Genomic DNA, 26,091 nt, shown 5'->3' on the forward strand with positions numbered 1-26,091 from the left:
AATAACTCTGCCCGCACTTTTCAATTAGCTTTGCGCAGGCCGTGTGCTAGCGTCAGACCCCAAGCTCAACCGGACGCGACAGCAAGGCCGGAGGCGGCCCTAGCGTTGCTTCAGCGAGAGCGATAGCGGCCGTCGGGCCGCAGCCGGAGGAGGGCCAGCCGCCAGCGATTGGAGGGGCGGTTCCGCCCAGCGATTGACGATCCCTGCGGCAAGGCCGCCGTTTGCGGCCGCGGCCCGATCGGACTGGAGAGGAAAATGAGCACTTTCTTCTATATGCTCCTGGCGTTCGTTGTCGGTGTCCTGGTTGGCTGGTTCATCTGGGGCCGCCTGCGTGGCGAGCTCGACAGCCTGCGCGGCGAACTCGGTCGCGCGAAGAGCGAACGCGACCGGTTTAGCGCCGATACCTACCGCCTGAGCGGCGAGCTCGACGCATGCGGCCGCAGCCGCGCCGATCTCGAACGCAAGCTGCGCGAAGCGCCGACCTCTTCCGCCAAGGCGGGAACCGACAAAGCCTCCGCGCCTGCGCCGGCGGCGCTGATGTCGACCCCGACCCCAGCCAGATCCTCATCTGCAAGACCGTCAGCGGCAAAATCGGCTTCGACCAAATCCGCCGCGGCCAAGCCGGCAGCGGCAAAGACGGCCGCCGCGGCGCCAAAGAAGGCACCGGCTCCGAAGAAAGCCGCCGCCCCGAAGGCGACCACCGGCAAGGCGGACAATCTGCGCCGCCTGATCGGTATCGGCCCGGTCAACGAAAAGCTGCTCAAGGCGCAGGGCGTCACGTCCTACGGCCAGATCGCCGCCTGGACCGATGCCGACGTCAAGCGCATCGAGGAGGTGCTCAATTTCGACGGCCGCATCGCGCGCGAGAAATGGATCGAGCAGGCGAAACTGCTGGCCGCGGGCGACGAGGCCGAATTCGCTAGCCGGTTCCCCACGGCGGCGACCTCGAACAACAACTGATCTCGCTGTGCCTTCCCAGCGCAGGCGGCGTCCATTGGGCGCCGTTTTTGCTTTGGACCAGATGCCTTTACGCCCTCCGACGCCGCTCTCTCGATTGCGCCTCGCCGCGCCCCCATATAGAGCGATCGACTTAATCGACCCCATCCAAGGCTTATGTCCCTGCCCTCAGCAATATTCCGCAATGACGAGACCGGCCGCCAGCTCGTCTTTGAGGGGCCGCATGAGGTCATCACGGCGCGAACCGCGGACGAATTCACGCCGGCGCTGGAAGCGGCTCAGGCCGCCTCCGACGCGGGCAAATGGCTGGCAGGCTATTTCTCCTATGAGGCAGGCTACCTGCTGGAGCCGAAACTGGTGCCGTTGCTGCCAGAGGGCCGCCGCGCGCCGCTGATCTGTCTCGGTGTCTTCGATGCGCCGCTCGAACAGGCCGTGCCGCGGAACGAAGGCCCCGCCAGCAACGGACCGATCTTCGACGCCCGCGCATCCTGGTCCGCCGAGGACTACGCCGTCCGCTTCGCGCGCCTCCACAACCATATTCGCAAGGGCGACTGTTATCAGGGCAATCTGACCTTTCCGGTCCATGCGCAATGGTCGGGCGATCCGCTTGCCGCCTTCGAGGCGCTGACCGGGCGCCAGCCGGTGAAATACGGCGCGCTGATCTCGTTCGGCGATCCGATCGTGCTGTCGCGCTCGCCGGAACTCTTCTTCGAGATCGATGCGTACGGCATGATCGAGACGCACCCGATGAAGGGCACGGCGCCGCGCGGCGCCACCAAGACCGAGGACGCGCGGCTGAAGGCGTTCCTGCGCAACGACGAGAAGAACCAGGCCGAGAACCGGATGATCGTCGATCTCCTGCGCAACGACATCTCGCTGATCAGCGAGGTCGGCACGCTGGAAGTGCCGGAGCTATTCCGCATCGAGACCTACCCGACGGTGCACCAGATGGTGAGCCGGGTGCGGGCGAAGCTCCTGCCTGATATCGGTATTCGCCAAGTCTTCGCAGCGCTCTTTCCCTGCGGCTCGATCACCGGCGCGCCGAAGATCCGCGCCATGGAGATCCTGCACGATTTGGAGGGCGTGCCGCGCGACGTCTATTGCGGCGCCATCGGCTGGGTCGCGCCCGGCGGCACGATGCGGTTCTCGGTGGCGATCCGCACCATCTCGCTCTTTGCCAATGGCGAGGCCGTCTACAATGTCGGCGGCGGCGTGGTCTTCGATTCCACCGCCGAGGAGGAGTACCGGGAGTGTCTTCTGAAAGCGCGCTTCGCGACGGGAACCGTCCCGACTTCGAGCTGATCGAGACCATGCGCTGGCAGCCGGGGTCCGGCTTTCTGCGCTTCGAGCGCCACCTTGCGCGGCTTTATGCCTCGGCGGCGGAGCTCGGCTTTGCGTGCGATCCGCAGCGGATCGGCGAAGTGCTGAAGAACGCGACCGGCGGGCAGCGGATCGCTTTGCGCACCCGGCTTGCACTGCAGCGCAACGGCGAGGCGACAGCCGCCGCGCAGCCGTTTGAGCAGCTTCCCGCAGACAGGGCATGGCGTCTGCAGCTGGCGCGGGTCCGCCTCGATTCCGGTAACTTGTTGCTGCGTCACAAGACCAGCCGCCGCGAAACCTACCAACAGGCGCGCGCCGAATACCTCGCCACCCGCGCCGACGAAGTGCTGCTCGCCAACGAGCGCGGAGAACTCTGCGAAGGCACGATCACCAATCTGTTCGCCGATTTCGGCGGCGGGGTGCTGGTGACGCCCCGGCTTGATTGCGGCCTGCTGCCTGGAGTATTGCGCGGCGAGCTTCTGGACGAAGGCCGCGCCGCGGAAGCGATCTACACCTTCGACGATCTGAAGTCGGCGCAGGCGATCTTCGTCGGCAATTCGCTACGTGGGTTGATCCCGGCGAGGCTGGCATGACGCCAAGCAGGAGAATGCAATGTTCATCGTTTCGCTGAACTACAAGGTGCCGCTGACCGAGATCGATCGGCTGGCGCCGGCGCATGTCGAATGGCTGAAGGCCTGCTACGCGGAAGGCATTTTTGTTGCGTCTGGACCGAAACGGCCAAGGACCGGCGGCATCATCGTCGCGCGCGGTTCCCGCGACGTGCTTGACGCCAGACTGGCGGCCGACCCTTTCTCCGAGGCAGGCGCGGCCGACTACGAAATCACCGAATTCGCGGCGCGGTTGACCGCCACCGAACTGGACGCCTTCAAGGAAGCATGAGTGTTCGCCCGCCGACCCATACGCCCTATGACGGATCGTCAAGGCTTTTCACCATCGGGCTGAAACCGCTCGATCTCGATCGATGGATCGAGCTCGACGAGTTTCTTTTGCCGCATCTCGCCGAGAAGCGCCGTCTCTACGCGGAAATCCCAAGCCGGGTTTTTGTCGAGGAGGAGGGCACGCGTGAGGCGCAGCAGGAGGTGCTGGATCTGCTTGGAGCGCACCTGCTGGCGAAACATCCCGAAACCTACCGCCGCAAGGGTGCCGGGATCGAGGTAGCCGGCCCCGAAGGCAGCAATGTCGGCCCCGACGCCCCGCTGGTCGCAGCCTCGCTGCTAATCCAGGAAGATCTGATCCTGATGCGCCGCGACGACAGCGGCTGGCGGCTCGCCGCCGGCTCGCTCTGCTTTCCGTCGTCCTGGTCGCTCCAGGAGAAATTCGGCAAACCGCTGCAACAGATCCACGCGCCGGTGCCCGGCTTCGGCCCCGGCACACGGCCTGCGGACCTCATCAACCGCATGTTCGACGGCCTGCAGGGCCAGGCGGTCGAGCGCTTCAACTGGTCGATCCAGGCGGGCGACGCGCTCTATCATCCACTTTCCAACGGGGAGCGGATCGACCGTGCCACGAACCGTCCGACTCGTTTTCCGGATGGTGACATCAACGCCCATGCCTTCATTCGCGTCGAGCGCCAGACCTTGCGCAAGCTGCCGGTGTCGCGCGACATCCTTTTCACCATTCGCATCCATCTCGACCCGCTGGCGGTGCTTGCCCGCCACCCCGACAAGGTCGCGCTTGTGGCCTCCTTCGCCGACCAGCTCAATGCTCTCGATCAGGCGCAGCTCGACTACAAGGGTTTGAGCGCCGACCGCGACCGGCTGGTTTCGTACCTCGCCGGCATGGCCATGGTGGCTTAACCAAACCGCCAGGCCGGTTTGGCCGTCGGTTGGCGGTTTTTGCTGGTTTGTGACAATGATCTGTGATGTAGGGCTACCGGCGAAAAATGCCGGACTTTCCCGTGTTTGAAGGAGTGTGCGAAAAAATGGCGAACGAGAACTGGCCCGTTTACGGTGAAATCACCGGCCCTGTCGTGATGATCGGCTTCGGCTCGATCGGACGGGGAACGCTGCCGCTGATCGAACGCCATTTCAAGTTCGACAAGTCGCGCATGGTGGTCATCGACCCGCGCGACAGCGACCGCATGCTGCTCGACGAGCGCGGCATCGCCTTCGTTCAGGACGCGGTGACCAGGAAGAACTACAAGAAGCTTCTGACCCCGCTTCTCACCAATGGCAGCGGTCAGGGCATGTGCGTCAACCTGTCGGTCGACACCTCCTCGCTCGAGTTGATGAAGCTCTGCCGCAAGCTCGGCGTGCTCTATATCGATACGGTGGTCGAGCCTTGGCTCGGCTTCTATTTCGACGACAAGGCCGACAATGCCTCGCGCACCAATTACGCGCTGCGCGAGAGCGTGCGCCAGGAGAAGGAGAAGGCTCCCGGCGGCACTACGGCGATCTCCTGCTGCGGCGCCAATCCTGGCATGGTCTCCTGGTTCGTCAAGCAGGCACTGGTCAACCTCGCCAACGATCTCGGGCTCGAGTTTGTGGTCCCGCCGGAGCACGACCGCGAGGGCTGGGCGAAGCTGATGAAGAAGGCCGGAGTCAAGGGCATCCACATCGCCGAGCGCGATACCCAGCGCACCAAGAAGCCGAAGCCGATGGACGTATTCTGGAACACCTGGTCCGTCGAGGGCTTCATCTCGGAAGGCCTGCAGCCGGCCGAGCTCGGCTGGGGCACGCATGAGACCTGGATGCCGAAGAACGGCAAGAAGCACAAGCACGGCTCGCAGGCGGCGATCTACCTGGAGCAGCCGGGCGCCAACACGCGCGTGCGCTCCTGGTGCCCGACGCCCGGCCCGCAATACGGCTTCCTGGTGACCCACAACGAGGCGATCTCGATCGCCGATTTCTTCACCGTGCGCGGCAAGAAGGGCAAGGTTCAGTATCGCCCGACCTGCCATTATGCCTATCACCCCTGCAACGATGCCGTGCTGTCGCTGCACGAGGTGTTCGGCGCCGCCGGCAAGGCGCAACCGGTGCATCACGTGCTCGACGAGAACGAGCTGGTCGACGGCGTCGACGAGCTCGGCGTGCTGCTCTACGGCCATGCCAAGAACGCCTATTGGTACGGCTCACAGCTGTCGCTGGCCGAGGCGCGCAAACTGGCGCCTTACCAGAACGCCACCGGCCTGCAGGTCACCTCGGCGGTGCTCGCCGGCATGGTCTGGGCCTTGGAAAATCCGATGGCCGGCATCGTGGAAGCCGACGAGATGGATTACCGGCGCTGCCTGGAAGTGCAGCTTCCCTATCTCGGGCCGGTCAGGGGCTACTACACCGACTGGACGCCGCTCGACCATCGCCCGGGGCTTTTCCCAGAGGATCTAGACAAGGACGATCCGTGGCAGTTCCGCAACATCCTGGTGCGATAGCAGCCAAGCCTACCCGCGTCTCCACCTTGCAATCGCCCGGAAATCGGGCGATTGAAGACGGGCTGCCCAGAGCGACGCGCGTCCTGTCGGACGCACAAAGTACGCTCTAGCACTTTGAATGCACGCATCGTGCTTTTCCGAAGATCGGAGATCGATTTTCCGGCCGATGCGAGAGGAGAGGATTCTTAAATGACCATTGCGCGCAAATTGCTTTCGGCAGGCGCCGCGGCAAGCCTTCTGGCCGCTGCCGCCTGCACCACCACCGGCCCTTCGGAGCCGATCGCAGCGGCGCCCAAGGGCGTCGAGGGCAACTGGATCGACGCCAAGGGCACCGGCCTCTCGACTTTCGCGGCCGGCAGCTTCACCACCGTCGCAACCGATACCGGCCAGAAGCTGTCCGAGGGCAGCTACACCATGACCGGCGCGACCTCGGTCGAGATCCACGGCACCTCGCTGATCCGCCAGACGCCGGTCAGCTTCAACTGCCTGATGGTCTCCACCAGCCAGCTCAACTGCACCAGCTCCAGTGGTCAGAATTTCGTGCTGACGCGCCGGGCCTGAGCGCAGACATAGATCGACTTTGTTGGGGATGGCGGCGCGAGCCGCCGTCCTTTTTTGTGCCGGCAAAATCCCCTCCCGATTTCCGCTTGCATCGGCCAAAACGCGATGTGAACATGACCCGAAGCTGACTGTTACCTTCCAGCCAAGCGAGGGCTTTAAGCACTTCAAGTCAGCTCATCCGGGAGACGAGAATGAAGAAATTTGCCGCCATTGCCGCCCTTTCCGCATCAGCACTTGGCCTCTCGGCCGGAGCGTCTTTTGCCGACTACACGCTGAACATCCTGCATTTCAACGATTGGCATAGCCGCATCGAAGGCAACAACAAATACGAGTCGACATGTTCCGCGGAGGAGGAGACCAAAGGCGAGTGCATTGGCGGCGCCGGCCGGCTGGTCACGGCGATCGCACAGGAGCGCAAGAAGCTCCAAGGTCAGAACGTGCTGCTGCTCAATGCAGGCGACAGCTTCCAGGGATCGCTGTTCTACATCACCTACAAGGGAGCAGCGGAGGAGGAATTCCTCAATCAGCTCAAGCCCGACGCGGTGACGCTCGGCAACCATGAGTTCGACGACGGCGAAAGCGCGCTTGTGCCTTACCTCGACAAGGCGAAGTTCCCGGTGGTCAGCGCCAACGTCGTGCCCAACGACAAGTCCGGCGCCCACGGCAAGGTCAAGCCGTCCATCGTGGTCGAGGTCGGCGGCCAGAAGATCGGCATCGTCGGCGCCGTCACCAACGACACTCCGGAACTCGCCTCGCCCGGCCCCAACATTGCCATCGCGGACGACGTCAAGTCGATCACCGCCGAGGTCGAGAAACTGAAGGCGCAGGGCATCAACAAGATCATCGCCGTCACCCATATCGGCTACAACCGCGAGCGCGACGTCATCGCGAAAATCCCCGGCGTCGACGTGGTGGTCGGCGGCCACAGCCACACGCTTTTGTCGAACACCGATCCGAAGGCGGCAGGCCCCTACCCGACGATGGTCGACAACCCCGACGGCTACAAGGTGCCGGTGGTGCAGGCGGCGTCCTATTCGAAATATCTCGGCGAATTCAAGGTCGTGTTCGACGACAACGGCGTCGTCAAGTCGGCCAGCGGCGACCCGATCTTTCTCGACAAGTCGATCACGCCCGATCCGGCGGTGCTCGCCCGCATCAAGGAGCTTGGCGCGCCGATCGAGGCGCTGAAGAACAAGGAAGTGGCGGAGACCACCAAGCCGATCGATGGCAGTCGTGAAAGCTGCCGCACCCGCGAATGCGAAATGGGCAATCTCGTCTCCGACGCCGTCCTCGATCGGGTCAAGGGCCAGGGCGTCGAGATCGTCATCTCGAATGGCGGCGGACTGCGCGCCTCAATCGACCAGGGCACCGTGACCATGGGCGAAGTGCTGACGGTGCTGCCGTTCCAGAACACGCTGGCGACCTTCAAGATCTCCGGCAAGGATCTGGTCGCCGGTCTCGAAAGCGGCGTCAGCCAGGTCGAGGACGGCGCCGGCCGCTTCCCGCAGGTGGCCGGCTTGAAATATGCCTTCGACAAGTCGGTCGCGCCCAATGCCGGTCGCGTCAAATCGGTCGAGGTGATGGAGAACGGCGCCTGGGTGCCGATCAACCCGGACAAGCAGTATCTCGTCGCCACCAACAACTACGTCCGCCAGGGCGGCGACGGCTACAAGGTCTTCGCCGAAAAGGCCACGGATGCCTATGACTACGGCCCGGGCCTGGAGCAGGTGGTGGCCGACTATCTCGGCGCGCACCGCCCCTACACACCGAAGCTCGACCACCGCATCACCGAGATCGGCGCCACGACAGCGGCCGCGGAGCCGGCAAAACCTGCCGAGACCGCCCCGACGCCGCCTGCCGCCCAACCCGCGAAGCCGGCCGAGACGGCGCCGGCGGCCACCGAGCCTGCCATGCCGGCTTTGCCGTCCAATTCCGGCGACATCGCGGGGACGCCGCCGGCCGTTCCGGCCGAGACGGCACCGGCAACGTCGGAGACAGCAAAACCTGCCGAGACTGCGCCGGCGACCGCCGCCCCTGCGACCGAATCCGCCAAGCCGGCCGAAACAGCGCCCGCCGAGGCCAAGCCGGCCGCGACCGGTCCGGAGGCCAGCCCAGAGACCAGCCATGTGGTTGCCGCCGGCGACACCTATTGGGATCTGGCCAAGAAAAACTATGGCGACGGCAGCAAATGGAAGCTGATCTCCGAGGCCAACAAGGACTACAGGCCGCGCCGTCTGCCGCTCGGAGCAACGCTGACCATTCCGCCGGCCGCAAAGTAACCTTTCGCCGGAAATTCATGGCGCCCGTCCGGGAGACCGGACGGGTGTTCCGTCTTCAGACGCAAACGCGGTAAGGTGCGTCCAGACGCAGCATTCCAAAACCGGCATGGCATCGCTAGTTTTCGCACCGACAACCGGAGACCGTCGATGACGCTTGCCAATCCTGCCGACGCGAAAGCCGCCAAGACCGCCGGTCCGGCGCCGGCGGGTGCCGCGCCGGTGAAAGCGGGCAAGATCGGCATCATGCTGATCAATCTCGGCACGCCCGACGGCACCGATTTCAAGCCGATGTGGCGCTATCTCAGAGAGTTCCTCTCCGATCCGCGCGTCATCGAGCTCAACAAGGCGATCTGGTATCCGATCCTCTACGGGCTGGTTCTCACAACGCGGCCGAAAAAGTCCGGCGCCAACTACGCCAGGATCTGGAACCGGGAGAAGAACGAGTCGCCGTTGCGCACCTTCACCCGCTCGCAGGCGGAGAAGCTCGCCATTGCGCTTGCTGACTTGCCAACCGTCGTGGTCGACTGGGCCATGCGCTACGGCAATCCCTCGACCCGCAGCGTCGTCCGCCGGCTGGTCGAGCAGGGCTGCGAGCGCATCCTCACTTTTCCGCTCTATCCGCAATATTCGGCGACGACCACGGCGACGGCGAACGACCAGCTGTTCCGGGCGCTGATGAAGATCAGGCAAGCGCCGGCGATCCGCAGTGTGCCGCCCTATTATGACGAGCCGGTCTATATCGACGCCCTCGCCCGTTCGATCGAGCAAAACCTGGCGACGCTCGGTTTCGCGCCGGAGGTGGTGATCACCTCCTACCACGGCATCCCAAAACCCTATTCCGACAAGGGTGACCCTTACCAGGCGCATTGCCTCGAGACGACGAGGCTGCTCAGGGCAAGGCTCGGCTGGGACGAGAAGAAGCTCATCACCACCTTCCAGTCGCGCTTCGGCGCCCAGGAATGGCTGCAGCCCTACACCGACGTCACTGTCGAGAAGCTGGCGAAGGACGGCGTCAAATCGATCGCGGTCGTCAATCCGGGTTTTTCCGTCGACTGTATCGAGACGCTGGACGAAATCGGCCGCGAGGCCGCCGAGACATTCCACCATGCCGGCGGCAAGAACTTCGCCCACATCCCTTGCCTCAACGACAGCGCCGAGGGCATGGCAGTGATCGAGGCGCTGGTGCGGCGGGAACTGTCAGGCTGGGTCTGACGTCCGATAATAGGCGGCGAAACCGGTTCGCAATAGCCTTCGCTAACCAATATTCGCGATCACCTGATTGTAACGCTTCGGAAACACACTTAAGTGATTCCGCGAGGTCGCCGCCTTTTGAGGGAGAAACGAAATGGGGTTTAGCGGTTTCGATATTGCCATCATTGTTCTTGTATTCCTCGTCATCATCCTTCTTTTCAAAGGCATCAGAACGGTGCCGCAGGGCTACAACTACACGGTAGAGCGTTTCGGCCGCTACACCAAGACGCTGACGCCCGGCCTGAACATCATCAACCCGATCTTCGAGCGCGTAGGCGCCAAGATGAACATGATGGAGCAGGTGCTCGATGTCCCGACGCAGGAGATCATTACCCGCGACAATGCAATCGTCGGCGTCGACGGCGTCGCCTTCTACCAGGTGTTGAATGCCCCGCAGGCCGCCTATCAGGTCTCCGGGCTGCAGAACGCCATCCTCAACCTCACCATGACCAACATCCGTACCGTCATGGGCTCGATGGACCTCGACGAGTTGCTGTCCAACCGCGATGCGATCAACGAGCGGCTGCTGCGCGTCGTCGATGAGGCCGCGCACCCGTGGGGCATCAAGATCACCCGCGTCGAGATCAAGGACATCAACCCGCCGGCCAATCTGGTGGATTCGATGAGCCGCCAGATGATCGCCGAGCGCGACAAGCGCGCCCAGATCCTGGCCGCCGAAGGCATGAAGCAGTCGCAGATCCTCGAGGCCGAAGGCCGCAGGGAAGCCGCTTTCCGCGATGCCGAGGCGCGCGAGCGTTCCGCCGAGGCGGAGGCCAAGGCGACCCAGGTGGTGTCGGAAGCCATCGCCAAGGGCGACGTGCAGGCGATCAACTACTTCATCGCGCAGAAATACACCGAGGCGCTGGCCAGGATCGGCTCGTCCAGCAACAACAAGATCGTGCTCATGCCGTTCGAAGCCTCATCGCTGATCGGTTCGCTCGGCGGCATCGGCGAGATCGCCCGCGAAGTGTTCAAGGCCGACGGCCCTTCCGGCCCGCAACGTCAGGGGGCGCGCACGCCGCTCGTGCGACCGTCGGACAATTGAGTCACGCCATCTGGGTGGGAGAACGTCAATGATCGATCGCATCGTCTCGGAACTCGGGCCGTGGAACTGGATGGTCCTCGGCTTCGTGCTGCTGGTGATGGAAATCGTGGCGCCTGGCGTGTTCATGCTGTGGATCGGCATCGCCGCGCTGATCATCGGCGCGGTATCGCTGCTGGTTTGGGACGCTGCCTTCTGGACCTGGCAGCTCCAGGTGCTCGCCTTCCTCGTGCTCTCTCTGGTCTCAGCCTTCGTCGGCAAGAAGCTGGTGGGCGATCGTGCCGTCAATGCGGACCAACCGCTGCTCAACCGCCGCGGCGCTCAGATGGTCGGCCGCACGGCGACATTGGCCGAGCCCATCAAGAATGGCCGCGGCCGCATCCGCCTCGGCGACACGCTGTGGCGTGTCTCCGGCCCGGACCTGCCCGTCGGCACCCAGGTGCGTGTGACCGGCGCCGCCGACACCGATCTGGAGCTGACGGTGGAGGCCGTCTGAGTTTGCGGATTTCCTATTCTGAAGCCGCTTGGGATCAGGCCTGCGTGTCCTGAGTCTCGCCCATCTCAAGCGGCGCCGATGCGCAGCAGATCGTGCAGATGCACTAGCCCCACGGGGCGATCGGCCTCGACCACCATCAGACTGGTGATGGCCGATGTATTGATCGTCTGCAGCGCCGTCGCCACCAGCGTGTCGGGGGCAGCCGTCTTCGGCTTCTTTGTCATCACCTCATCGACGTTCATCGACAGAAGGTCATCGGCAATGTGGCGGCGGATGTCGCCGTCGGTGATGATGCCGATCAGCGAACCGTCGGCGCCGGTGATCGCCACGCAGCCAAAACCCTTGCGCGACAGCTCGACGATCGCTTCGCGCATTCCCGTGCCCGACGGCACCAGCGGCAGCCGCTCGCCGACATGCATGATCTCGCGCAGTTGCATCAGATTGGCGCCGAGCTGACCGCCGGGATGGAAGGTGCGGAAATGGTCCGGCGTGAAGCCGCGCGCCTCGAGCAGCGCGATCGCCAGCGCATCGCCCATGACCAGCTGCAGCAGCGCCGATGTCGTCGGCGCCAGCCCGTGCGGACAGGCCTCCGGCGCGGCCGGCAGCAACAGCACGACGTCGGCGGCGCGCGCCAGCGCCGAATTCTCGCCCGAGGTGATGGCGATCAGCGGGATCGAAAAGCGTCTGGAATAGGCGACGATGCCCATCAGTTCCTTGCTCTCGCCCGACCACGACATGGCGATGATGGCGTCGTCCCTGGCGATCATGCCGAGATCGCCGTGATTGGCCTCGGCCGGATGGACGAAGAAGGCAGGCGTGCCGGTCGAGGCGAGCGTCGCCGCGATCTTTGAGCCGATATGGCCGCTCTTGCCGACGCCGGTGACGATGACGCGGCCCTCGATCCGCGCGATGGCATCCACTGCGGCAGCGAACGGTTCGGACAAGCCGTTGCCGAGAGCGGCTGCAAGCGCGGCCATGCCGGCCTGCTCCGTCGCCACCGTTCTCAGCGCCGATTCAATCGCTGCCTGCCTGTCCGGCTGCTTTCTTTCTGAGGACCCCGCGTGCATGGCAGATGCCATTAGCGCCATGTCGCTCGCGTGTCCAACGGAATTCCCGTCTCGCGTGCGTCGCGGACAAGGGCACTTGGCCTGTTTCAACCCTCCGTTAACCATCCGCATTTACGGTCCGGTAAGTATGGCGCGCCTGCGCCGCGCAAGCAGTGGTGATGATGTTCGGGGGCGAGCCAGATACGAAAAAGGGCCGGAATTGCATTGCCGTTGCAGCGCTTTTGCTGACGGCAAGCATTGTCGCCTTGCTGCGGACCGTGCCGGCATTTTCGCAGGAAACCGAGTTGCGCGGCGAGGTCTCCGAATCGGCAATCCTGGCCGACCAGCAACGCAAGGCGAGACAATTGCGCGCGCAGGGATCGCTGGATCAAGCGGTTCCAGCGACCCAGATGGCTGAGGACCAGACGCCCGCAAACCCTTATGAGCCGGCAAGCCCAGGCGCGGTGCCCGACGACGACCAGACGGGGGGCGCGGCGGGCAGCATCTTCGACCAGCCGCAAGCCACCAACGACCCCTTCGCCGACAATCAGACAATTGCCCCGCCACGCCGGCCTTCGACTGCCAGGCAGAGTGCGGGTGCCAAGGCGAAAAGCGATGCCAAGGGGGCCGGCAAGCAAAACGCCAAGAAGAAGCCTGGCCAGACGACCGACAGCACGGCCAAGGCCGCCACCGGCGATCAGGCCGAAACGGCGGCCACCGAGGATGACGGCGCGAACCGCCGCGCCGTCACTATCGACAGCGTCGACCGGCAGAAGCTCGATCCCGGCGCGGAGCGCACAGGCTCGATTGACGGCCAGAAAGCGAAGCTGGAGGACGATCCCTTCGCCGCCCCCGGCATCAAGCTCGGCACCTTCGTCTTCCGTCCGACACTCGAGCAAGGCCTCACCGCGACTTCCAATGCCGATGCCAGCGCCGGCGGCAGGTCGGCTGTGCTGTCCGAAACCGCGCTGCGTTTCTCCGCCACCTCCGACTGGCGCGAGAATTCGGCCGTCATCGACGGCTATGGCCTCTTTCGCAACACGCTTTCGGGCCAGAAGATCAACGATGCGCAGGGCCGGATCGAAGGCCAGCTCAATGTCGACCTCGACAATGAACTGCGCGCCATCGCCAGGCTCGGCTATGAAGCGGTGCCGGAATCGGCGTCCTCGCCGGATGCGATTGCCGGCGTCACCTCACAGCCGCTGCGGCAGACCGTCGACGGCAGCCTCGGCATCGAGAAGGATGTCGGCAAGATGCGCTACGCGCTGACCGGCGCGGTCTCGCATGATTTCTATGGCGACGCCAAGCTCTCGGACGGCACCGTCTTGTCGCTGAAGGATCGCGACTCGACACTCTACTCTGCGACCTTGCGTACCGGCTATCAGGTCTCACCGGCCATGACGCCATTCGTTGAAGTGGAAGCCGGCCGGCGGATCTACGATCTGCGCCTCGACAGCAACGGTTTCGAGCGCTCCTCGACGCGGCTCGGCGCGCGCGCCGGCCTCGAGCTCGACATGCGCGAGAAGCTCTCCGGCGAGTTCTCCGTCGGATGGCTGCGCGAAGGCATCGACGACGACCGTCTGCCGGCGATTGCGGGGCCCTACGTCAACGCCGACCTCAAATGGTCGCCCGAGCGCGGCACCATCATCGGGCTGACCGGAAGAACCACGGTCGAGACCACGACCATCGCTAACGAGAGCGGCGACCTCCTCTATTCGGGCCGGCTCACCGGCGAGCGGCAGGTCCGCGCCAACCTGACGGCGAATACAGCGCTGGGGCTCGATTGGCGCGACTACACCGGCTCCGATGGCCACGATCTGATCCTGAGCGCCGAGGCCGGCCTGACCTGGTGGCTGAACCGCTATGCCGGCCTCACCACAAGAATCAGGACGGAGAAGCTCACCAGCAACCTTCCCGGTCGCGACTATGTCGCCAACAGCGTCTATCTCGGCCTGAAGGTGCAGCGCTGACACTTCGTGATCCTCGCGCCAGCGACGCGGACGCGGAGATCCGAAGGATCAACGCCGCTTAACCGCCTAGGAAGCGGCGCCGATCCGCTCCGCCGGCCGCACCTCATCCAGCAGCGTGCGGATGACCCCGGCCATGCTCGCATTCATGTCGCTGCGCCAGAGCGCGAAGGCGACATTTGCCTCGACGAAGCCTTCCGGCGAGCCGCAGTCGAAGGTGCGCCCCTTATAGTGATAGCCGTAGAAGGGCTGCTGCTTCTCCAGCTTCAGCATCGCATCCGTCAGCTGGATCTCGTTGCCGGCGCCGCGCTCCTGGCTTTCGAGGATGCCGAAAATCTCCGGCTGCAGGATGTAGCGCCCGTTGATGAAGAGATTGGAGGGCGCCGTGCCCGCCTTCGGCTTCTCCACCATGCCGGTGATGCGGAAACCGTGATGGGTGTCCTCGCCACGGCCGACGATGCCGTATTTATGGGCCTCGGCCGGGTCGCATTCTTGTACGGCGATGATGTTGTTCCCGGTCTCGGCATAGAGTTCGACCATATCCTTCATGCAGCTTTTTTCCGACTGCATGATCATGTCGGGCAAAAGCAGCGCGAACGGTTCGTCACCGACCAGCTCACGCGCGCACCAGACGGCATGACCAAGCCCCATCGGCACCTGCTGGCGGGTGAAGCTGGTCTGGCCCGGCGCTGGCTGCAGCCGCTGCAGGCGGGCGAGCTGGTCGTCCTTGCCGCGCTGGGCGAGCGTATCGTAGAGCTCGAACTGGACGTCGAAGTGATCCTCGATGACCGCCTTGTTGCGCCCGGTCACGAAAATGAAATGCTCGATGCCGGCGTCGCGCGCCTCGTCGACCACATATTGAATGACCGGACGGTCGACGACTGTCAGCATCTCCTTCGGAATGGCCTTGGTGGCCGGAAGAAACCGTGTGCCGAGACCGGCGACCGGGAAAACTGCCTTGCGAACTCGCTTCATGCTCCACCCATCCGTTTAAGCCCATTATCCGCGCGGCCATCCGCTCCGCAATCCCCCCGAACATTTTCGCGCCGGAATGTTGAATTATCCGAGCGGATGGCCTGAAAATCGAAAGTTAAAGCGCCGACCTCTCTTTTCGTTCCTAATGGCACCTATGGTAAACTAAATACTAACCGGCTTCGGCGTTGAATGATCCTTCCTAATTTTGATGAAGGAGGAAAAGGATGTCCGTTCGCAACAGCGCAAGGCGCCTGGCGGCACTTGTGACGGCCGCAGGCCTCACGCTTGCCTTGTTGATGCCCGCCGGACCCGCTTTCGCCGATGCGGGTTTCCGCCAGTGGGTCGCGGGCTTCCGTGCCACCGCGGTTTCGGGCGGCGTTTCCGGCGCAGTCTATGACAAGGCCATGAGGGGCATCGAGCCCGACCCGGTCGTGCTGGAAAAGGCCCGCACCCAGCCGGAATTCACCGCCCCCGCCTGGGATTATTTCGACAACCGCGTGCATGACCAGTCGGTGACCAACGGTCAGGCAATGGCGCGCAAATGGAAGCCATGGCTGGATCGGATCGAGGCGCGGTTCGGCGTCGATCGCCATATCCTTCTCGCCATCTGGTCGATGGAATCGAACTATGGCGAGATCCTCAAGCGCGACGACATCATGCGCAATGTCATCCGTTCGCTGGCGACTCTTGCCTATGGCGACCCGAAGCGGTCGAAATATGCCCGAACCCAGCTGATCGCGGCGCTGAAGATCCTGCAGACCGGCGACATCGACGAAAGCCATCTCATGGGTTCCTGGGCGGGCGCGATGGGTCAGACCCAGTTCATCCCGACCAGCTATCAGCACTACGCGGTGGACATGGACGGCAATGGCCGGCGCGACATCTGGAATTCGATACCCGACGCGTTGGCGACTGCCGCCAACCTGCTCAGGAAGAACGGCTGGCAGGCCGGCAAGACCTGGGGCTATGAAGTGACCTTGCCGCCGGGCAAGCTGCCCGCCGGATCGAAGACGCTGGCGCAGTGGCAGGCGCTCGGGGTCGCCAGGGCCAACGGCAAGCCGTTCAGGAACCTGAGCGACAAGGCGACGCTCAAGGTGCCGGACGGCAGGGGCGGACCGGCCTTCCTGATGATCAGGAATTTCTCGGTCATCAAGGCTTACAACAATGCCGACAAATATGCTTTGGCTGTCGGCCTGCTCGCCGACGAAATCGCCGGTGGCACCGGCCTGGTGCAGGACTGGCAGCGGCCTTTCACCAAGCTCAGCTTCGAGCAACGGCAGGAACTGCAGAAGCGGCTTTCCGAGCACGGTTATTATGACGGCAAGTTCGACGGCAAGATCGGCGAGGGGTCGAAGGCCGCCATCATGGCCTACCAGGCGAAGGTAGGCTTGAGCCAGGATGGCTATCCGAGCCTGGAAGTGCTGAAATGGCTCCGGAAGCAATAGAGCCGCCCATGGCGTCAAGCATCCTTTCAAAAGCGGAAAGGATGCTGTAGCGCTGCGGCCTGCGCATGACTTGCCGGCTTTTTACGTTGTCATGCGCCAAGGATGGGAGACTTTCATTGGTTACGGTCGCGCGTGTCTGGCTGATCGTTCGCCGCCTGCCGATTCTCGTCCTGGCCATCGCTGTGCTTGCCGTCGCCGGCTCAAGCGCCTTTCATTCCCCGGCTTTCGCGCAGGAAGACGGAAACCGCGGCTGGTCGCTGCGCGATCTTCTTTTCCCGCGCCGCAGCGAGCGCATTGAACCCCCTGCCAATGTCCAGCCGGTGAGGCCGAAGCCGAAGGCCAGAAAACCCAAGCCGCGCCCGCCGGCCGAGCCGGAGGCGCCGGTCGTCGAAAAGGCGCCGGATGCGCGCGTCGTGCTGGTGGTCGGCGATTTCCTGGCGGGCGGGCTCGCCGAGGGTCTGGAGGTCGCCTTTGCCGACAATCCGGCGGTCAGGATCGTTTCGCGCAGCAACGGCTCGTCGGGCTTCGTGCGTGACGATTTCTACAATTGGCCGGTCGAGATCAAGTCTCTGATCGAGACGGAGAAGCCGTCCGTCGTGGTGGTCATGCTTGGCTCCAACGACCGCCAGCAGATGCGCGTCGGCGACGTCCGCGAGCAGCCGCGCTCCGAGAACTGGACCAAGGAATACGAGCACCGCACCGATGCGCTGGGCAAGGCCATTCAAGATGCAAAGGTGCCGTTCCTGTGGGTCGGCATGCCGGCGTTCGGGGCGGCAAAAATGACCTCGGACATGCTCGCCTTCAACGACATCTATCATTCAGCCGCACAGACCCATGGAGGCGAGTTCGTCGATGTCTGGGACGGCTTCGTCGACGAGAACGGCGCCTTCGTCACCTCCGGTCCGGACATCAACGGCCAGCCGGTGCGCCTGCGCTCCGACGACGGCATCAACGTGACCAAGGCCGGCAAGCGCAAGCTTGCCTTCTACACCGAAAAGCCGCTGGCCAAGATCCTCGGGCTGGCGGCACCCGGAAGCGTCACCACGGTTTCCGCGCCGGCGGGCGCTCCGGTCGAGGCGTCGAAGCCTGCCGCGGCCCCTGTCATCGTCGACCGCACCGCGCCGATGCTGCTCAGCGACCCCGCGCTCGACGGCGGGACCGAGCTGCTTGGTGCCGCACCGCCGGCCAAGGCCGATCCGAATCTTCCCGGCGAAAAGCTGACCGTCGAGGGCAAGGCGCCCGTCGCCTCGCCCGGCCGAGCCGACGATTTTTCCTGGCCGCAGAAGACGCCGACCGCTTCATCGGAGACCTCGACAGCGGTGCGTCGGTAGGGCCGCGACGGAAGGCCCTGTCGTGGCTGCAGGTGGACTCAGCGGGGGAGTACGCTAGACCCCATCAGCGCCTCGTCGATCGCGCGAGCTGCCTGGCGGCCTTCGCGGATCGCCCACACCACCAGCGACTGGCCGCGACGGACGTCGCCCGCGGCATAGAGCCTGTCTATGCTGGTTCTGTAGTCGCGGTCGTCGGCCTCGACGTTCCGCGAGCGGCGGCTGTCGGTGACCACCTTTATCTCGCCGTCCAGCTCCTTCATGACCCCATCATTCGCCGGACCGGCAAAGCCGATGGCGATGAAGGCGAGATCGGCGCGGATGACGAACTCGGTGCCGGCGATCGGCTTGCGCTTCTCATCGACCTCGCAGCAGCGGACGCCGGTCAGCTGTCCGTCCTCGCCGATGAATTCGAGGGTCGCCACCTGGAATTCGCGCTCCGCGCCCTCGGCCTGCGAGGAAGACGTGCGCATCTTCGTCGCCCAGTAAGGCCAAACGGCGAGCTTGTCTTCCTTCTCCGGCGGCTGCGGACGGATGTCGAGCTGCGTCACGCGCACCGCGCCTTGCCGGAAGGCGGTGCCGATGCAGTCCGACGCGGTGTCGCCGCCGCCGACGACGACGACATGCTGGCCGCCGGCGATGATCGGATGTGACGGCCAGGCCACCGATTGGATCGGCTCGCCGCCGACGCGGCGGTTCTGCTGCACGAGATACGGCATGGCATCATAGACACCGCTGAGATCGTCGCCCGGAATGTTGGCCGGGCGCGGGGTTTCCGAGCCGCCGCAATAGAGCACGGCGTCGTGCTCGGCGAGGAGCTCGGCAACCGGCTTGTCGACGCCGACATTGACGCCGCAATGGAAACTCACGCCCTCGCCCTGCATCTGCTCGATGCGGCGATCGATGTAATGCTTCTCGATCTTGAAGTCGGGAATGCCGTAGCGCATCAGCCCGCCCGGCCGGCTCTCGCGCTCATAGACATGCACATCGTGGCCGGCGCGGCCGAGCTGCTGGGCGGCGGCCATGCCGGCCGGCCCGGAGCCGATGACGGCAACCCGCTTGCCGGTCTTCTTTTCCGGCGGGTAGGGCCGGATGTGGCCGGTCTCATAGGCCTTGTCGGCGATCGCCTGCTCGACCGTCTTGATGGCGACCGGAATGTCCTCGAGGTTCAGCGTGCAGGCTTCCTCGCAGGGCGCCGGGCAGATGCGGCCGGTGAACTCCGGGAAATTGTTGGTCGAATGCAGGTTGCGGATGGCGCTGTCCCAGTCGCCATTGTAGACGAGGTCGTTCCAGTCCGGGATCTGGTTGTGGATCGGGCAGCCGGTCGGTCCATGGCAGAACGGGATGCCGCAATCCATGCAGCGCGCGGCCTGTTTCTCGACCTCCTTGTCCGACATCGCCAGCGTGAATTCGCGGAAATGCCGGATGCGATCCGAGGCAGGCTGGTACTTCTGCACCTGCCGGTCGATTTCGAGAAACCCTGTTACCTTGCCCATAGTCCAGTCCCTGCTGTCCGAAGGCGCGCTCGCAAGCCTAGCTTGTCGGCGCACCCGTTAACCTCATAAGGCCGCCGTGGCAACCTTGGTCCGAGGTCAGGATTGTTGGTGAGGATGCCGGCCGGGCGATTACCTCCCCGGCCGTGCCCAAAGCCTATTCCGCCGCCACGCTCATGCGCATGCGCTCCATCTCGATCAGCGCGCGGCGATACTCGACCGGCATGATTTTCCGGAATTTCGGCCGGAAGCTTGCCCAATTGTCGAGGATCTCGCGGCCGCGCACCGAGCCCGTGTAATGGACGTGGTTCGAGATCAGCTGATAGAGCCGCTCCTCGTCATGGCTTGTCATGTCACCGGAGACGTCGACGCGGCCCTTATGGTCGAGGTCACCGCCATGATGGAGCAGCTTCTCCATCAGGTCGTCCTCTTCCGGAACGGGCTCCAGCTCGACCATCGCCATGTTGCAGCGTTCGGCGAAATCGCCCTTCTCGTCGAGCACATAGGCGACGCCGCCCGACATGCCGGCGGCGAAGTTGCGGCCCGTTTTGCCGATGACCACTACTATGCCGCCGGTCATGTATTCGCAGCCATGGTCGCCGACGCCTTCGACGACGGCAACGACGCCGGAATTGCGCACCGCGAAGCGCTCGCCGGCGACGCCGGCGAAATAGGCCTCGCCCTCGGTCGCACCGTAGAGCACCGTGTTGCCGACGATGATCGAGTCGGCCGCGACGATCTTGGCCTCTTCCGGCGGCCGGATGACGATGCGGCCGCCCGACAGGCCTTTGCCGACATAATCGTTGCCGGCGCCGACCAGCTCGAAGGAAACGCCGCGCGCGAGAAACGCACCGAAAGACTGGCCAGCCGTGCCGGTGAGCTTGACCTGGATCGTGTCCTCGCGCAGGCCTTTGTGCTTGAAGCGCTTGGCGACTTCGCCCGACAGCATCGCGCCGGCAGAGCGGTCGACATTGCGGATCGGCAGCTCGATGCTGACCGGCTGCTTGGCTTCCAGCGCCGGCTTTGCCAGCTCGATCAGCTTGCGGTCGAGCACGTCGTCGATCGGATGCTTCTGCCGCTCGGTCCAGTGCAGCGCCTCAGGCGGCGCCTCCGGCTTGAAGAACATCTTCGAGAAGTCGAGCCCGCGCGCCTTCCAGTGCTGGATCACGTCGCGCTTCTCCAGAAGGTCGGTGTCGCCGATGATCTGGTCGAGATGGGTGAAGCCCATTTCGGCGAGCAGCGCGCGCACCTCCTCCGCCACATAGAAGAAGAAGTTGATGACATGCTCCGGCGTGCCCTTGAAGCGCTTGCGCAGCACCGGGTCCTGCGTCGCCACCCCGACCGGGCAGGTGTTCAGGTGGCACTTGCGCATCATGATGCAGCCGGCCGCAATCAGCGGCGCGGTCGAGAAGCCGAACTCGTCGGCGCCGAGCAGCGCGCCGATGATGACGTCACGGCCGGTGCGCAACCCGCCGTCGACCTGCAGCGCCACGCGGGAGCGCAGGCCGTTGAGCACCAGGGTCTGATGCGTCTCGGCAAGGCCCATCTCCCACGGGCTGCCGGCATGCTTGAGTGAGGTCAGCGGCGAAGCGCCGGTGCCGCCGTCGTAGCCGGAGATGGTGATGTGATCGGCGCGCGCCTTGGCGACGCCCGCCGCAACCGTGCCGACGCCGACCTCCGACACCAGCTTGACCGACACATCGGCCGCCGGGTTGACGTTCTTCAGGTCGTAGATCAGCTGCGCCAGATCCTCGATCGAATAGATGTCGTGATGCGGCGGCGGCGAGATCAGGCCGACGCCGGGGGTCGAATGCCTGACCTTGGCGATGGTGGCGTCGACCTTGTGTCCGGGCAACTGACCGCCCTCGCCGGGCTTGGCGCCTTGCGCCACCTTGATCTGCATGACATCGGAATTGACCAGATATTCCGCCGTCACGCCGAACCGCCCCGACGCGACCTGCTTGATCGCCGAGCGTTCCGGATTCTTGCCGCCGCCGGGCAGCGGCAGATAGCGGTCGGCCTCTTCGCCGCCCTCGCCGGTGTTCGACTTGCCGCCGATGGCGTTCATCGCGCGCGCCAGCGTGGTGTGCGCTTCCCGGGAGATCGAGCCGAAGGACATAGCGCCGGTCGAGAAGCGCTTGACGATCTCGGCCGCCGGCATGACGTCTTCGATCGCGACCTTCTTGCGGCCGGTCTCTTCCGCCAGCTTGATCTCGAACAGGCCGCGGATGGTCCGCGCTCTAGCTGTCGCGCTGTCGATCTGCGCCGAATACTCCTTGAACGTGTCCCAGGAGCCCTGGCGCACGGCATGCTGCAGGCTGGCGACCGCATCCGGCGACCACATATGCGCCTCACCGCGCATGCGGAACATGTATTCGCCGCCGACCTCGAGATTGTTGCGCAGCACCGGGTCGTTGCCGAAGGCATCGGTATGGCGGCTGAGAGTCTCGGTCGCGATCTCGTCCAGCCCGACGCCTTCGATCAGCGTCGCGGTGCCGGTGAAGTACTTCTCGACGAAGTCCGACTTGAGCCCGATGGCGTCGAAGATCTGCGCACCGCAATAGGACTGGTAAGTCGAGATGCCCATCTTGGACATCACCTTGAGGATGCCCTTGCCGATCGACTTGATGTAGCGGGAGACGACCTCGTATGCGTCGACCTCCTCCGGCAGCTCGCCGCGCCTGTGCATGTCGAGCAGCGTGTCGAAGGCGAGATAGGGGTTGATCGCCTCGGCGCCATAGCCGGCCAGGCAGCAGAAATGATGCACCTCGCGGGGCTCGCCGGATTCGACGACCAGTCCGACCGCGGTGCGCAGGCCCTTGCGGATCAGGTGATGGTGCACCGCCGCCGTCGCCAGCAAAACCGGAATGGCGATGCGGTCCGGCCCGACCTGGCGGTCGGACAGGATGATGATGTTGTAGCCGCCCGCGACCGCCGCCTCGGCGCGCTCGCAGAGCCGGTCGATGGCGCCTTGCATGCCGGCAGCGCCCTCGTTCGAACCGTAGGTGATGTCGATCGTCTTGGTGTCGAAGCGGTCCTCGGTGTGTCCGATGGAGCGGATCTTCTCGAGATCGCCGTTGGTGAGAATCGGCTGGCGCACTTCAAGCCGCTTGCGGCGCGATGTGCCGATCAGGTCGAAGATGTTCGGCCGCGGCCCGATGAAGGACACCAGGCTCATCACCAGTTCCTCACGGATCGGGTCGATCGGCGGATTGGTGACCTGAGCGAAGTTCTGCTTGAAATAGGTGTAGAGCAGCTTCGACTTGTCCGACATCGCCGAGATCGGCGTGTCGGTGCCCATCGAGCCGACCGCTTCCTGGCCGGTGGTGGCCATCGGCGCCATCAGAAGCTTGGTGTCTTCCTGTGTGTAGCCGAAGGCCTGCTGGCGGTCGAGCAGGCTGACATCCTTGCGCAGCGCCCGCGGCTCTACCGGCTTCAGCTCTTCAAGAATCAACTGCGTGTTGGCGAGCCAGGTCTTGTAAGGATGCCTGGTCGCGATCTCCGACTTGATCTCCTCGTCGGAGATGATGCGGCCCTTTGCCAGATCGATCAAAAGCATGCGGCCGGGCTGCAGCCGCCACTTCTGCACGATCTTTTCCTCCGGCACAGGCAGCACGCCGGCTTCCGAAGCCATGATGACGCGGTCGTCGTCGGTGACGATGTAGCGCGCGGGGCGCAGGCCGTTGCGATCGAGCGTCGCGCCGATCTGGCGTCCGTCGGTGAAGACGACCGCCGCCGGCCCGTCCCACGGCTCCATCAGCGCAGCGTGGTACTCGTAGAACGCCTTGCGGTCGGAATCCATGAGCTTGTTGCCGGCCCAGGCTTCCGGGATCAGCATCATCATGGCGTGGCTTAAGCTATAGCCGCCCTGAAACAGGAATTCGAGCGCATTGTCGAAGCACGCCGTGTCGGACTGACCCTCATAGGAGATCGGCCACAGCTTCGAGATGTTGTTGCCGAACAGCTCGGAATCGACCGAGGCCTGACGCGCCGCCATCCAGTTGTTGTTGCCGCGCACCGTGTTGATCTCGCCGTTATGCGCGACCATGCGATAGGGATGCGCCAGCTTCCACGACGGGAAGGTGTTGGTCGAGAAGCGCTGGTGGACGAGGATCAGCGCCGTGTCGAAGCGCGGATCCTTGAGGTCCTTGTAATAGGCGCCGACTTGGTAGGCGAGGAACATGCCCTTGTAGACGATGGTGCGCGCCGACAGCGACACGCAATAGGCGCCGACATCCTTGTTGTCGTTCTCGGCATAGATGCGGCCCGAGATCACCTTGCGCAGCAGGTAGAGCCTCGCCTCGTATTCCTCGTCGTCCGGAATGTCGGCCGTGCGGCCGATGAACACCTGGCGATGGAACGGCTCGGAGGCGACAATCTCCGGCGCCTTCGACAGCGACGAATTATCGACCGGCACGTCGCGGAAGCCGATCAGCGGCAGCCCTTCGGACTGGGCCGATTCGGCGATGATGTCCTCGATATGGGCGCGAAGTGCTGCGTCCTGCGGCATGAACCAGTGGCCGACGCCATATTGGCCTGCCGGCGGCAGTTCGACGCCCTTTGCGGCCATCTCATCGCGGAAGAACCGATCCGGAATCTGCACCAGCACGCCGGCGCCGTCGCCGACCAGCGGATCGGCGCCGACAGCGCCGCGATGGGTGAGGTTTTCCAGCATCGCCAGACCGTCCTCGACGATCTGGTGCGACTTTACGCCCTTCATGTTGGCGATGAAGCCGACGCCGCAGGCGTCATGCTCGTTGCGCGGATCGTAGAGGCCCTGCGCGATCAAACCATTGGCGGTGGTACCAGTTTTGACGGCTGGCGCTTTCGTCTGCGCGGCCTGGCCGTTGATCGCAGATGGCGTCAGTTCCGTCATCGTCCTGTCCTCCGTTCCGCACCCTTGGCGGTGATTTCCCTCGGGGCGCTGGTTTGCCTCGGGAAGCACGATGCTTCCCTTCGTCCTTGCTGCACGTCTCGCGAAATTCTTGCCGAACTATGCGGCCATACGCCCGGTTCGCATCCGGTATCGTACAGGCCAGAGCGGAGCCGTCTACCCGCCGCTCGCGACAATGGCCGGAATGGCAGCGATGATATGCCAGTCCAGCCTGTTTTGTGCGACAAAATAAGACAGCACTACTGTCCTAAATTTTTTATGGCAGAAATCCCGCACCTGCACAAGACCGATTCACAAAATTGTTGGGCGTGCCGCGACACAAAATTTCGCGACGGGATCAAAAAACGCAACCTCTGGTCAGTTGTTACGGCCCGGCTGGCTTCACAGTTTTGCGAAAGATTGGCCCTTGCGCTTCGCGCGCCAAAGCAGTCAAGTCGCGCCGCTTTCTGCCAATCACAATACGGACCTCTCGATGTTCTTTGCATCCGACAACTGGGCGGGCGTTCATCCCGACATTTCGGCGAACCTCTCCCGCCACGCGGCCGGCATCGCGACCGCGTATGGCGACGGCGACCTGGACCGGGCCGTCTACCGCCGCTTCAGCGAGATCTTCGAGCGGGAAGTTCAGGTGTTCTTCGTCGCCACCGGCACCGCGGCCAACGCCATTTCGATGGCGGCGTTGAACCGTATCGGCGGCATCGCCCTTTGTCATTCCGAAGCGCATATGAATGTCGACGAGTTCGGCGCGATGGGCTTCTACACCGGCGGCGCTCGTACGGCGCCGGTTGCGGGCCCCCTGGGGCGCATCAACCCGCAGGCTCTCGACGACGCCATCAAGCGCTATTCGCAGGACCTTGCGCCGGCCGGCCAGCCGATGGCCGTGACGATCACCCAGGCGACCGAGGTGGGCACCGTCTACACCGTCGACGACGTCAAGGCGATCGCCGAGGTCAGCCGCAGGCACAAGCTGCCGCTGCATATGGATGGCGCGCGCTTCGCCAATGCGATTGCCGCGACCGACGTCACGCCGGCGGAAATGACCTGGAGGAGCGGCGTCGACCTGATCTCCTTCGGCGGCACCAAGAACGGTTGCTGGATGGCCGACGCGGTGGTGATCTTCAACCCGGAAGTCGGCCGGGATCTGCGCCTGCTTCGCCAGCGCGCCGGACAGACCTTTTCCAAGGCGCGCTTCATCTCGGCGCAATTCGAAGCCTATTTCACCGACGACCTTTGGCTGAGGATGGCGCGGCATGCCAATGCGATGGCGGCACATCTCGCCGAGACGATCGAGGACGCGCCGGCGGGCAGGCTCGCCTGGCTGCCGCAGGCCAACGAAGTGTTCGCAATCTTCGACCGCGCTCTTGCCGAAAAGCTGCAGACCGCCGGCGTCAAATTCTATGAATGGGGCGTGCCGCAGGGTTTCGATGGCCATCTCGGCGACAAGGAAGCAATCTACCGTTTCGTCGCCAGCTTCGCCACCACCACGCAAGAGATCGACCGTCTCGGCCAACAGCTCTCGCAATGATCAGGCGAGCAAAGGCCCCAGCGACAGTTCGAGGCCAAGCAGGATCAAAAACGCCAGAAAACATCGGCGAAATGTCGCCGCGTTGATTTTCTGGCGCAGGATTAATGTCACAAACAAGCGGCGC

Annotated in this window: 19 protein-coding genes; 15 read left to right on the top strand and 4 right to left on the bottom strand. The window is 64.2% G+C overall.

Translation table 11 applies throughout. The features are described 5' to 3' along the window. The first annotated feature begins 255 nt into the window (after positions 1 to 255). The 11 genes from A9K71_RS25290 to A9K71_RS25340 all read left to right on the top strand — a co-directional run bounded on the left by A9K71_RS25290 (position 256) and on the right by A9K71_RS25340 (position 11,294). Positions 256 to 960 (top strand): NADH dehydrogenase, encoded by a 705-nt coding sequence (locus A9K71_RS25290; RefSeq protein ID WP_067002497.1) that lies wholly within the window; start codon positions 256 to 258, stop codon positions 958 to 960. A gap of 153 nt (positions 961 to 1,113) precedes the next feature. Then, entirely contained in the window at positions 1,114 to 2,259 is a 1,146-nt protein-coding gene (locus A9K71_RS25295) for an aminodeoxychorismate synthase component I (protein WP_067002499.1), read from the top strand. Beyond that, on the top strand, positions 2,208 to 2,870 hold the full coding sequence (locus A9K71_RS25300; protein WP_067002756.1) for an aminotransferase class IV family protein: 663 nt from the start codon (positions 2,208 to 2,210) through the stop codon (positions 2,868 to 2,870). Before A9K71_RS25295 ends, A9K71_RS25300 begins: the two co-directional genes overlap by 52 nt. A 19-nt stretch (positions 2,871 to 2,889) precedes the next feature. Further along, positions 2,890 to 3,177 (top strand): YciI family protein, encoded by a 288-nt coding sequence (locus tag A9K71_RS25305; RefSeq protein ID WP_067002501.1) that lies wholly within the window; start codon positions 2,890 to 2,892, stop codon positions 3,175 to 3,177. Further along, positions 3,174 to 4,094, top strand: a complete 921-nt coding sequence (locus A9K71_RS25310) for a DUF3445 domain-containing protein (protein WP_067002503.1) — start codon at positions 3,174 to 3,176, stop codon at positions 4,092 to 4,094. The genes A9K71_RS25305 and A9K71_RS25310 overlap by 4 nt, the downstream gene beginning before the upstream one ends. A gap of 125 nt (positions 4,095 to 4,219) precedes the next feature. Then, positions 4,220 to 5,665 (top strand): homospermidine synthase, encoded by a 1,446-nt coding sequence (locus A9K71_RS25315; RefSeq protein WP_067002505.1) that lies wholly within the window; start codon positions 4,220 to 4,222, stop codon positions 5,663 to 5,665. 189 nt (positions 5,666 to 5,854) lie between these two features. Then, positions 5,855 to 6,226, top strand: coding sequence for a hypothetical protein (locus A9K71_RS25320; RefSeq protein WP_067002507.1), 372 nt, complete (start codon positions 5,855 to 5,857; stop codon positions 6,224 to 6,226). 191 nt (positions 6,227 to 6,417) lie between these two features. Next, positions 6,418 to 8,505 carry a 5'-nucleotidase C-terminal domain-containing protein gene (locus A9K71_RS25325; RefSeq protein ID WP_067002509.1) on the top strand — a complete coding sequence of 696 codons (2,088 nt, stop codon included), beginning with the start codon at positions 6,418 to 6,420 and terminating at the stop codon, positions 8,503 to 8,505. Positions 8,506 to 8,652: 147 nt separating this feature from the next. Then, positions 8,653 to 9,717 carry a ferrochelatase gene (gene hemH / locus A9K71_RS25330; RefSeq protein WP_067002511.1) on the top strand — a complete coding sequence of 355 codons (1,065 nt, stop codon included), beginning with the start codon at positions 8,653 to 8,655 and terminating at the stop codon, positions 9,715 to 9,717. Positions 9,718 to 9,850: 133 nt separating this feature from the next. Further along, a complete protein-coding gene (locus A9K71_RS25335; protein WP_067002512.1) occupies positions 9,851 to 10,801 on the top strand; it encodes an SPFH domain-containing protein in 951 nt (316 codons plus the stop codon). Positions 10,802 to 10,829: 28 nt separating this feature from the next. Further along, positions 10,830 to 11,294 (top strand): NfeD family protein, encoded by a 465-nt coding sequence (locus A9K71_RS25340; protein ID WP_067002514.1) that lies wholly within the window; start codon positions 10,830 to 10,832, stop codon positions 11,292 to 11,294. A gap of 65 nt (positions 11,295 to 11,359) precedes the next feature. Here A9K71_RS25340 and A9K71_RS25345 read toward each other — a convergent pair whose 3' ends face one another. Then, on the bottom strand, positions 11,360 to 12,361 hold the full coding sequence (locus A9K71_RS25345) for a KpsF/GutQ family sugar-phosphate isomerase (protein ID WP_067002758.1): 1,002 nt from the start codon (positions 12,359 to 12,361) through the stop codon (positions 11,360 to 11,362). A 161-nt stretch (positions 12,362 to 12,522) separates the two neighbouring features. On the opposite strand from A9K71_RS25345, the gene A9K71_RS25350 reads away from it, so the two are divergent. Then, entirely contained in the window at positions 12,523 to 14,310 is a 1,788-nt protein-coding gene (locus tag A9K71_RS25350) for an outer membrane beta-barrel protein (protein ID WP_067002760.1), read from the top strand. A gap of 66 nt (positions 14,311 to 14,376) precedes the next feature. Here A9K71_RS25350 and galU read toward each other — a convergent pair whose 3' ends face one another. Beyond that, a complete protein-coding gene (gene galU, locus A9K71_RS25355; RefSeq protein WP_067002516.1) occupies positions 14,377 to 15,282 on the bottom strand; it encodes a UTP--glucose-1-phosphate uridylyltransferase GalU in 906 nt (301 codons plus the stop codon). Positions 15,283 to 15,506: 224 nt separating this feature from the next. Between galU and A9K71_RS25360 the strand changes: the two genes are divergently transcribed. Together A9K71_RS25360 and A9K71_RS25365 are read left to right on the top strand one after the other, a co-directional pair. Beyond that, the gene (locus A9K71_RS25360) at positions 15,507 to 16,727 is read left to right on the top strand and encodes a lytic murein transglycosylase (protein WP_067002518.1); all 1,221 of its coding nucleotides are present in this window, start codon (positions 15,507 to 15,509) and stop codon (positions 16,725 to 16,727) included. A gap of 116 nt (positions 16,728 to 16,843) precedes the next feature. Beyond that, positions 16,844 to 18,058, top strand: a complete 1,215-nt coding sequence (locus A9K71_RS25365; RefSeq protein WP_067002519.1) for a DUF459 domain-containing protein — start codon at positions 16,844 to 16,846, stop codon at positions 18,056 to 18,058. Between the two features lie 38 nt (positions 18,059 to 18,096). Here the strand turns inward: A9K71_RS25365 and A9K71_RS25370 are convergent, their stop codons facing one another. Together A9K71_RS25370 and gltB are read right to left on the bottom strand one after the other, a co-directional pair. Next, a complete protein-coding gene (locus tag A9K71_RS25370; protein WP_067002522.1) occupies positions 18,097 to 19,551 on the bottom strand; it encodes a glutamate synthase subunit beta in 1,455 nt (484 codons plus the stop codon). Positions 19,552 to 19,705: 154 nt separating this feature from the next. Further along, entirely contained in the window at positions 19,706 to 24,424 is a 4,719-nt protein-coding gene (gene gltB / locus A9K71_RS25375) for a glutamate synthase large subunit (protein WP_067002524.1), read from the bottom strand. A gap of 490 nt (positions 24,425 to 24,914) precedes the next feature. Here gltB and A9K71_RS25380 point away from each other — a divergent pair, with 490 nt between their 5' ends. Then, positions 24,915 to 25,967, top strand: coding sequence for a low specificity L-threonine aldolase (locus A9K71_RS25380; RefSeq protein WP_067002762.1), 1,053 nt, complete (start codon positions 24,915 to 24,917; stop codon positions 25,965 to 25,967). The last annotated feature ends 124 nt before the right edge of the window (positions 25,968 to 26,091 follow it).

The sequence above is a fragment of the Mesorhizobium sp. WSM3873 genome, assembly GCF_001672445.1.
GTDB lineage: Bacteria > Pseudomonadota > Alphaproteobacteria > Rhizobiales > Rhizobiaceae > Mesorhizobium.

What these genes read in the sequence shown, in the direction of transcription:
- A9K71_RS25290 (WP_067002497.1), top strand. Translation starts at nt 256, where the DNA reads ATGAGCACTTTCTTCTATATGCTCCTGGCGTTCGTTGTCGGTGTCCTG.
- A9K71_RS25295 (WP_067002499.1), top strand. Translation starts at nt 1,114, where the DNA reads ATGTCCCTGCCCTCAGCAATATTCCGCAATGACGAGACCGGCCGCCAG.
- A9K71_RS25305 (WP_067002501.1), top strand. Translation starts at nt 2,890, where the DNA reads ATGTTCATCGTTTCGCTGAACTACAAGGTGCCGCTGACCGAGATCGAT.
- A9K71_RS25310 (WP_067002503.1), top strand. Translation starts at nt 3,174, where the DNA reads ATGAGTGTTCGCCCGCCGACCCATACGCCCTATGACGGATCGTCAAGG.
- A9K71_RS25315 (WP_067002505.1), top strand. Translation starts at nt 4,220, where the DNA reads ATGGCGAACGAGAACTGGCCCGTTTACGGTGAAATCACCGGCCCTGTC.
- A9K71_RS25320 (WP_067002507.1), top strand. Translation starts at nt 5,855, where the DNA reads ATGACCATTGCGCGCAAATTGCTTTCGGCAGGCGCCGCGGCAAGCCTT.
- A9K71_RS25325 (WP_067002509.1), top strand. Translation starts at nt 6,418, where the DNA reads ATGAAGAAATTTGCCGCCATTGCCGCCCTTTCCGCATCAGCACTTGGC.
- hemH (WP_067002511.1), top strand. Translation starts at nt 8,653, where the DNA reads ATGACGCTTGCCAATCCTGCCGACGCGAAAGCCGCCAAGACCGCCGGT.
- A9K71_RS25335 (WP_067002512.1), top strand. Translation starts at nt 9,851, where the DNA reads ATGGGGTTTAGCGGTTTCGATATTGCCATCATTGTTCTTGTATTCCTC.
- A9K71_RS25340 (WP_067002514.1), top strand. Translation starts at nt 10,830, where the DNA reads ATGATCGATCGCATCGTCTCGGAACTCGGGCCGTGGAACTGGATGGTC.
- A9K71_RS25345 (WP_067002758.1), bottom strand. Translation starts at nt 12,361, where the DNA reads ATGCACGCGGGGTCCTCAGAAAGAAAGCAGCCGGACAGGCAGGCAGCG.
- A9K71_RS25350 (WP_067002760.1), top strand. Translation starts at nt 12,523, where the DNA reads ATGTTCGGGGGCGAGCCAGATACGAAAAAGGGCCGGAATTGCATTGCC.
- galU (WP_067002516.1), bottom strand. Translation starts at nt 15,282, where the DNA reads ATGAAGCGAGTTCGCAAGGCAGTTTTCCCGGTCGCCGGTCTCGGCACA.
- A9K71_RS25360 (WP_067002518.1), top strand. Translation starts at nt 15,507, where the DNA reads ATGTCCGTTCGCAACAGCGCAAGGCGCCTGGCGGCACTTGTGACGGCC.
- A9K71_RS25370 (WP_067002522.1), bottom strand. Translation starts at nt 19,551, where the DNA reads ATGGGCAAGGTAACAGGGTTTCTCGAAATCGACCGGCAGGTGCAGAAG.
- gltB (WP_067002524.1), bottom strand. Translation starts at nt 24,424, where the DNA reads ATGACGGAACTGACGCCATCTGCGATCAACGGCCAGGCCGCGCAGACG.
- A9K71_RS25380 (WP_067002762.1), top strand. Translation starts at nt 24,915, where the DNA reads ATGTTCTTTGCATCCGACAACTGGGCGGGCGTTCATCCCGACATTTCG.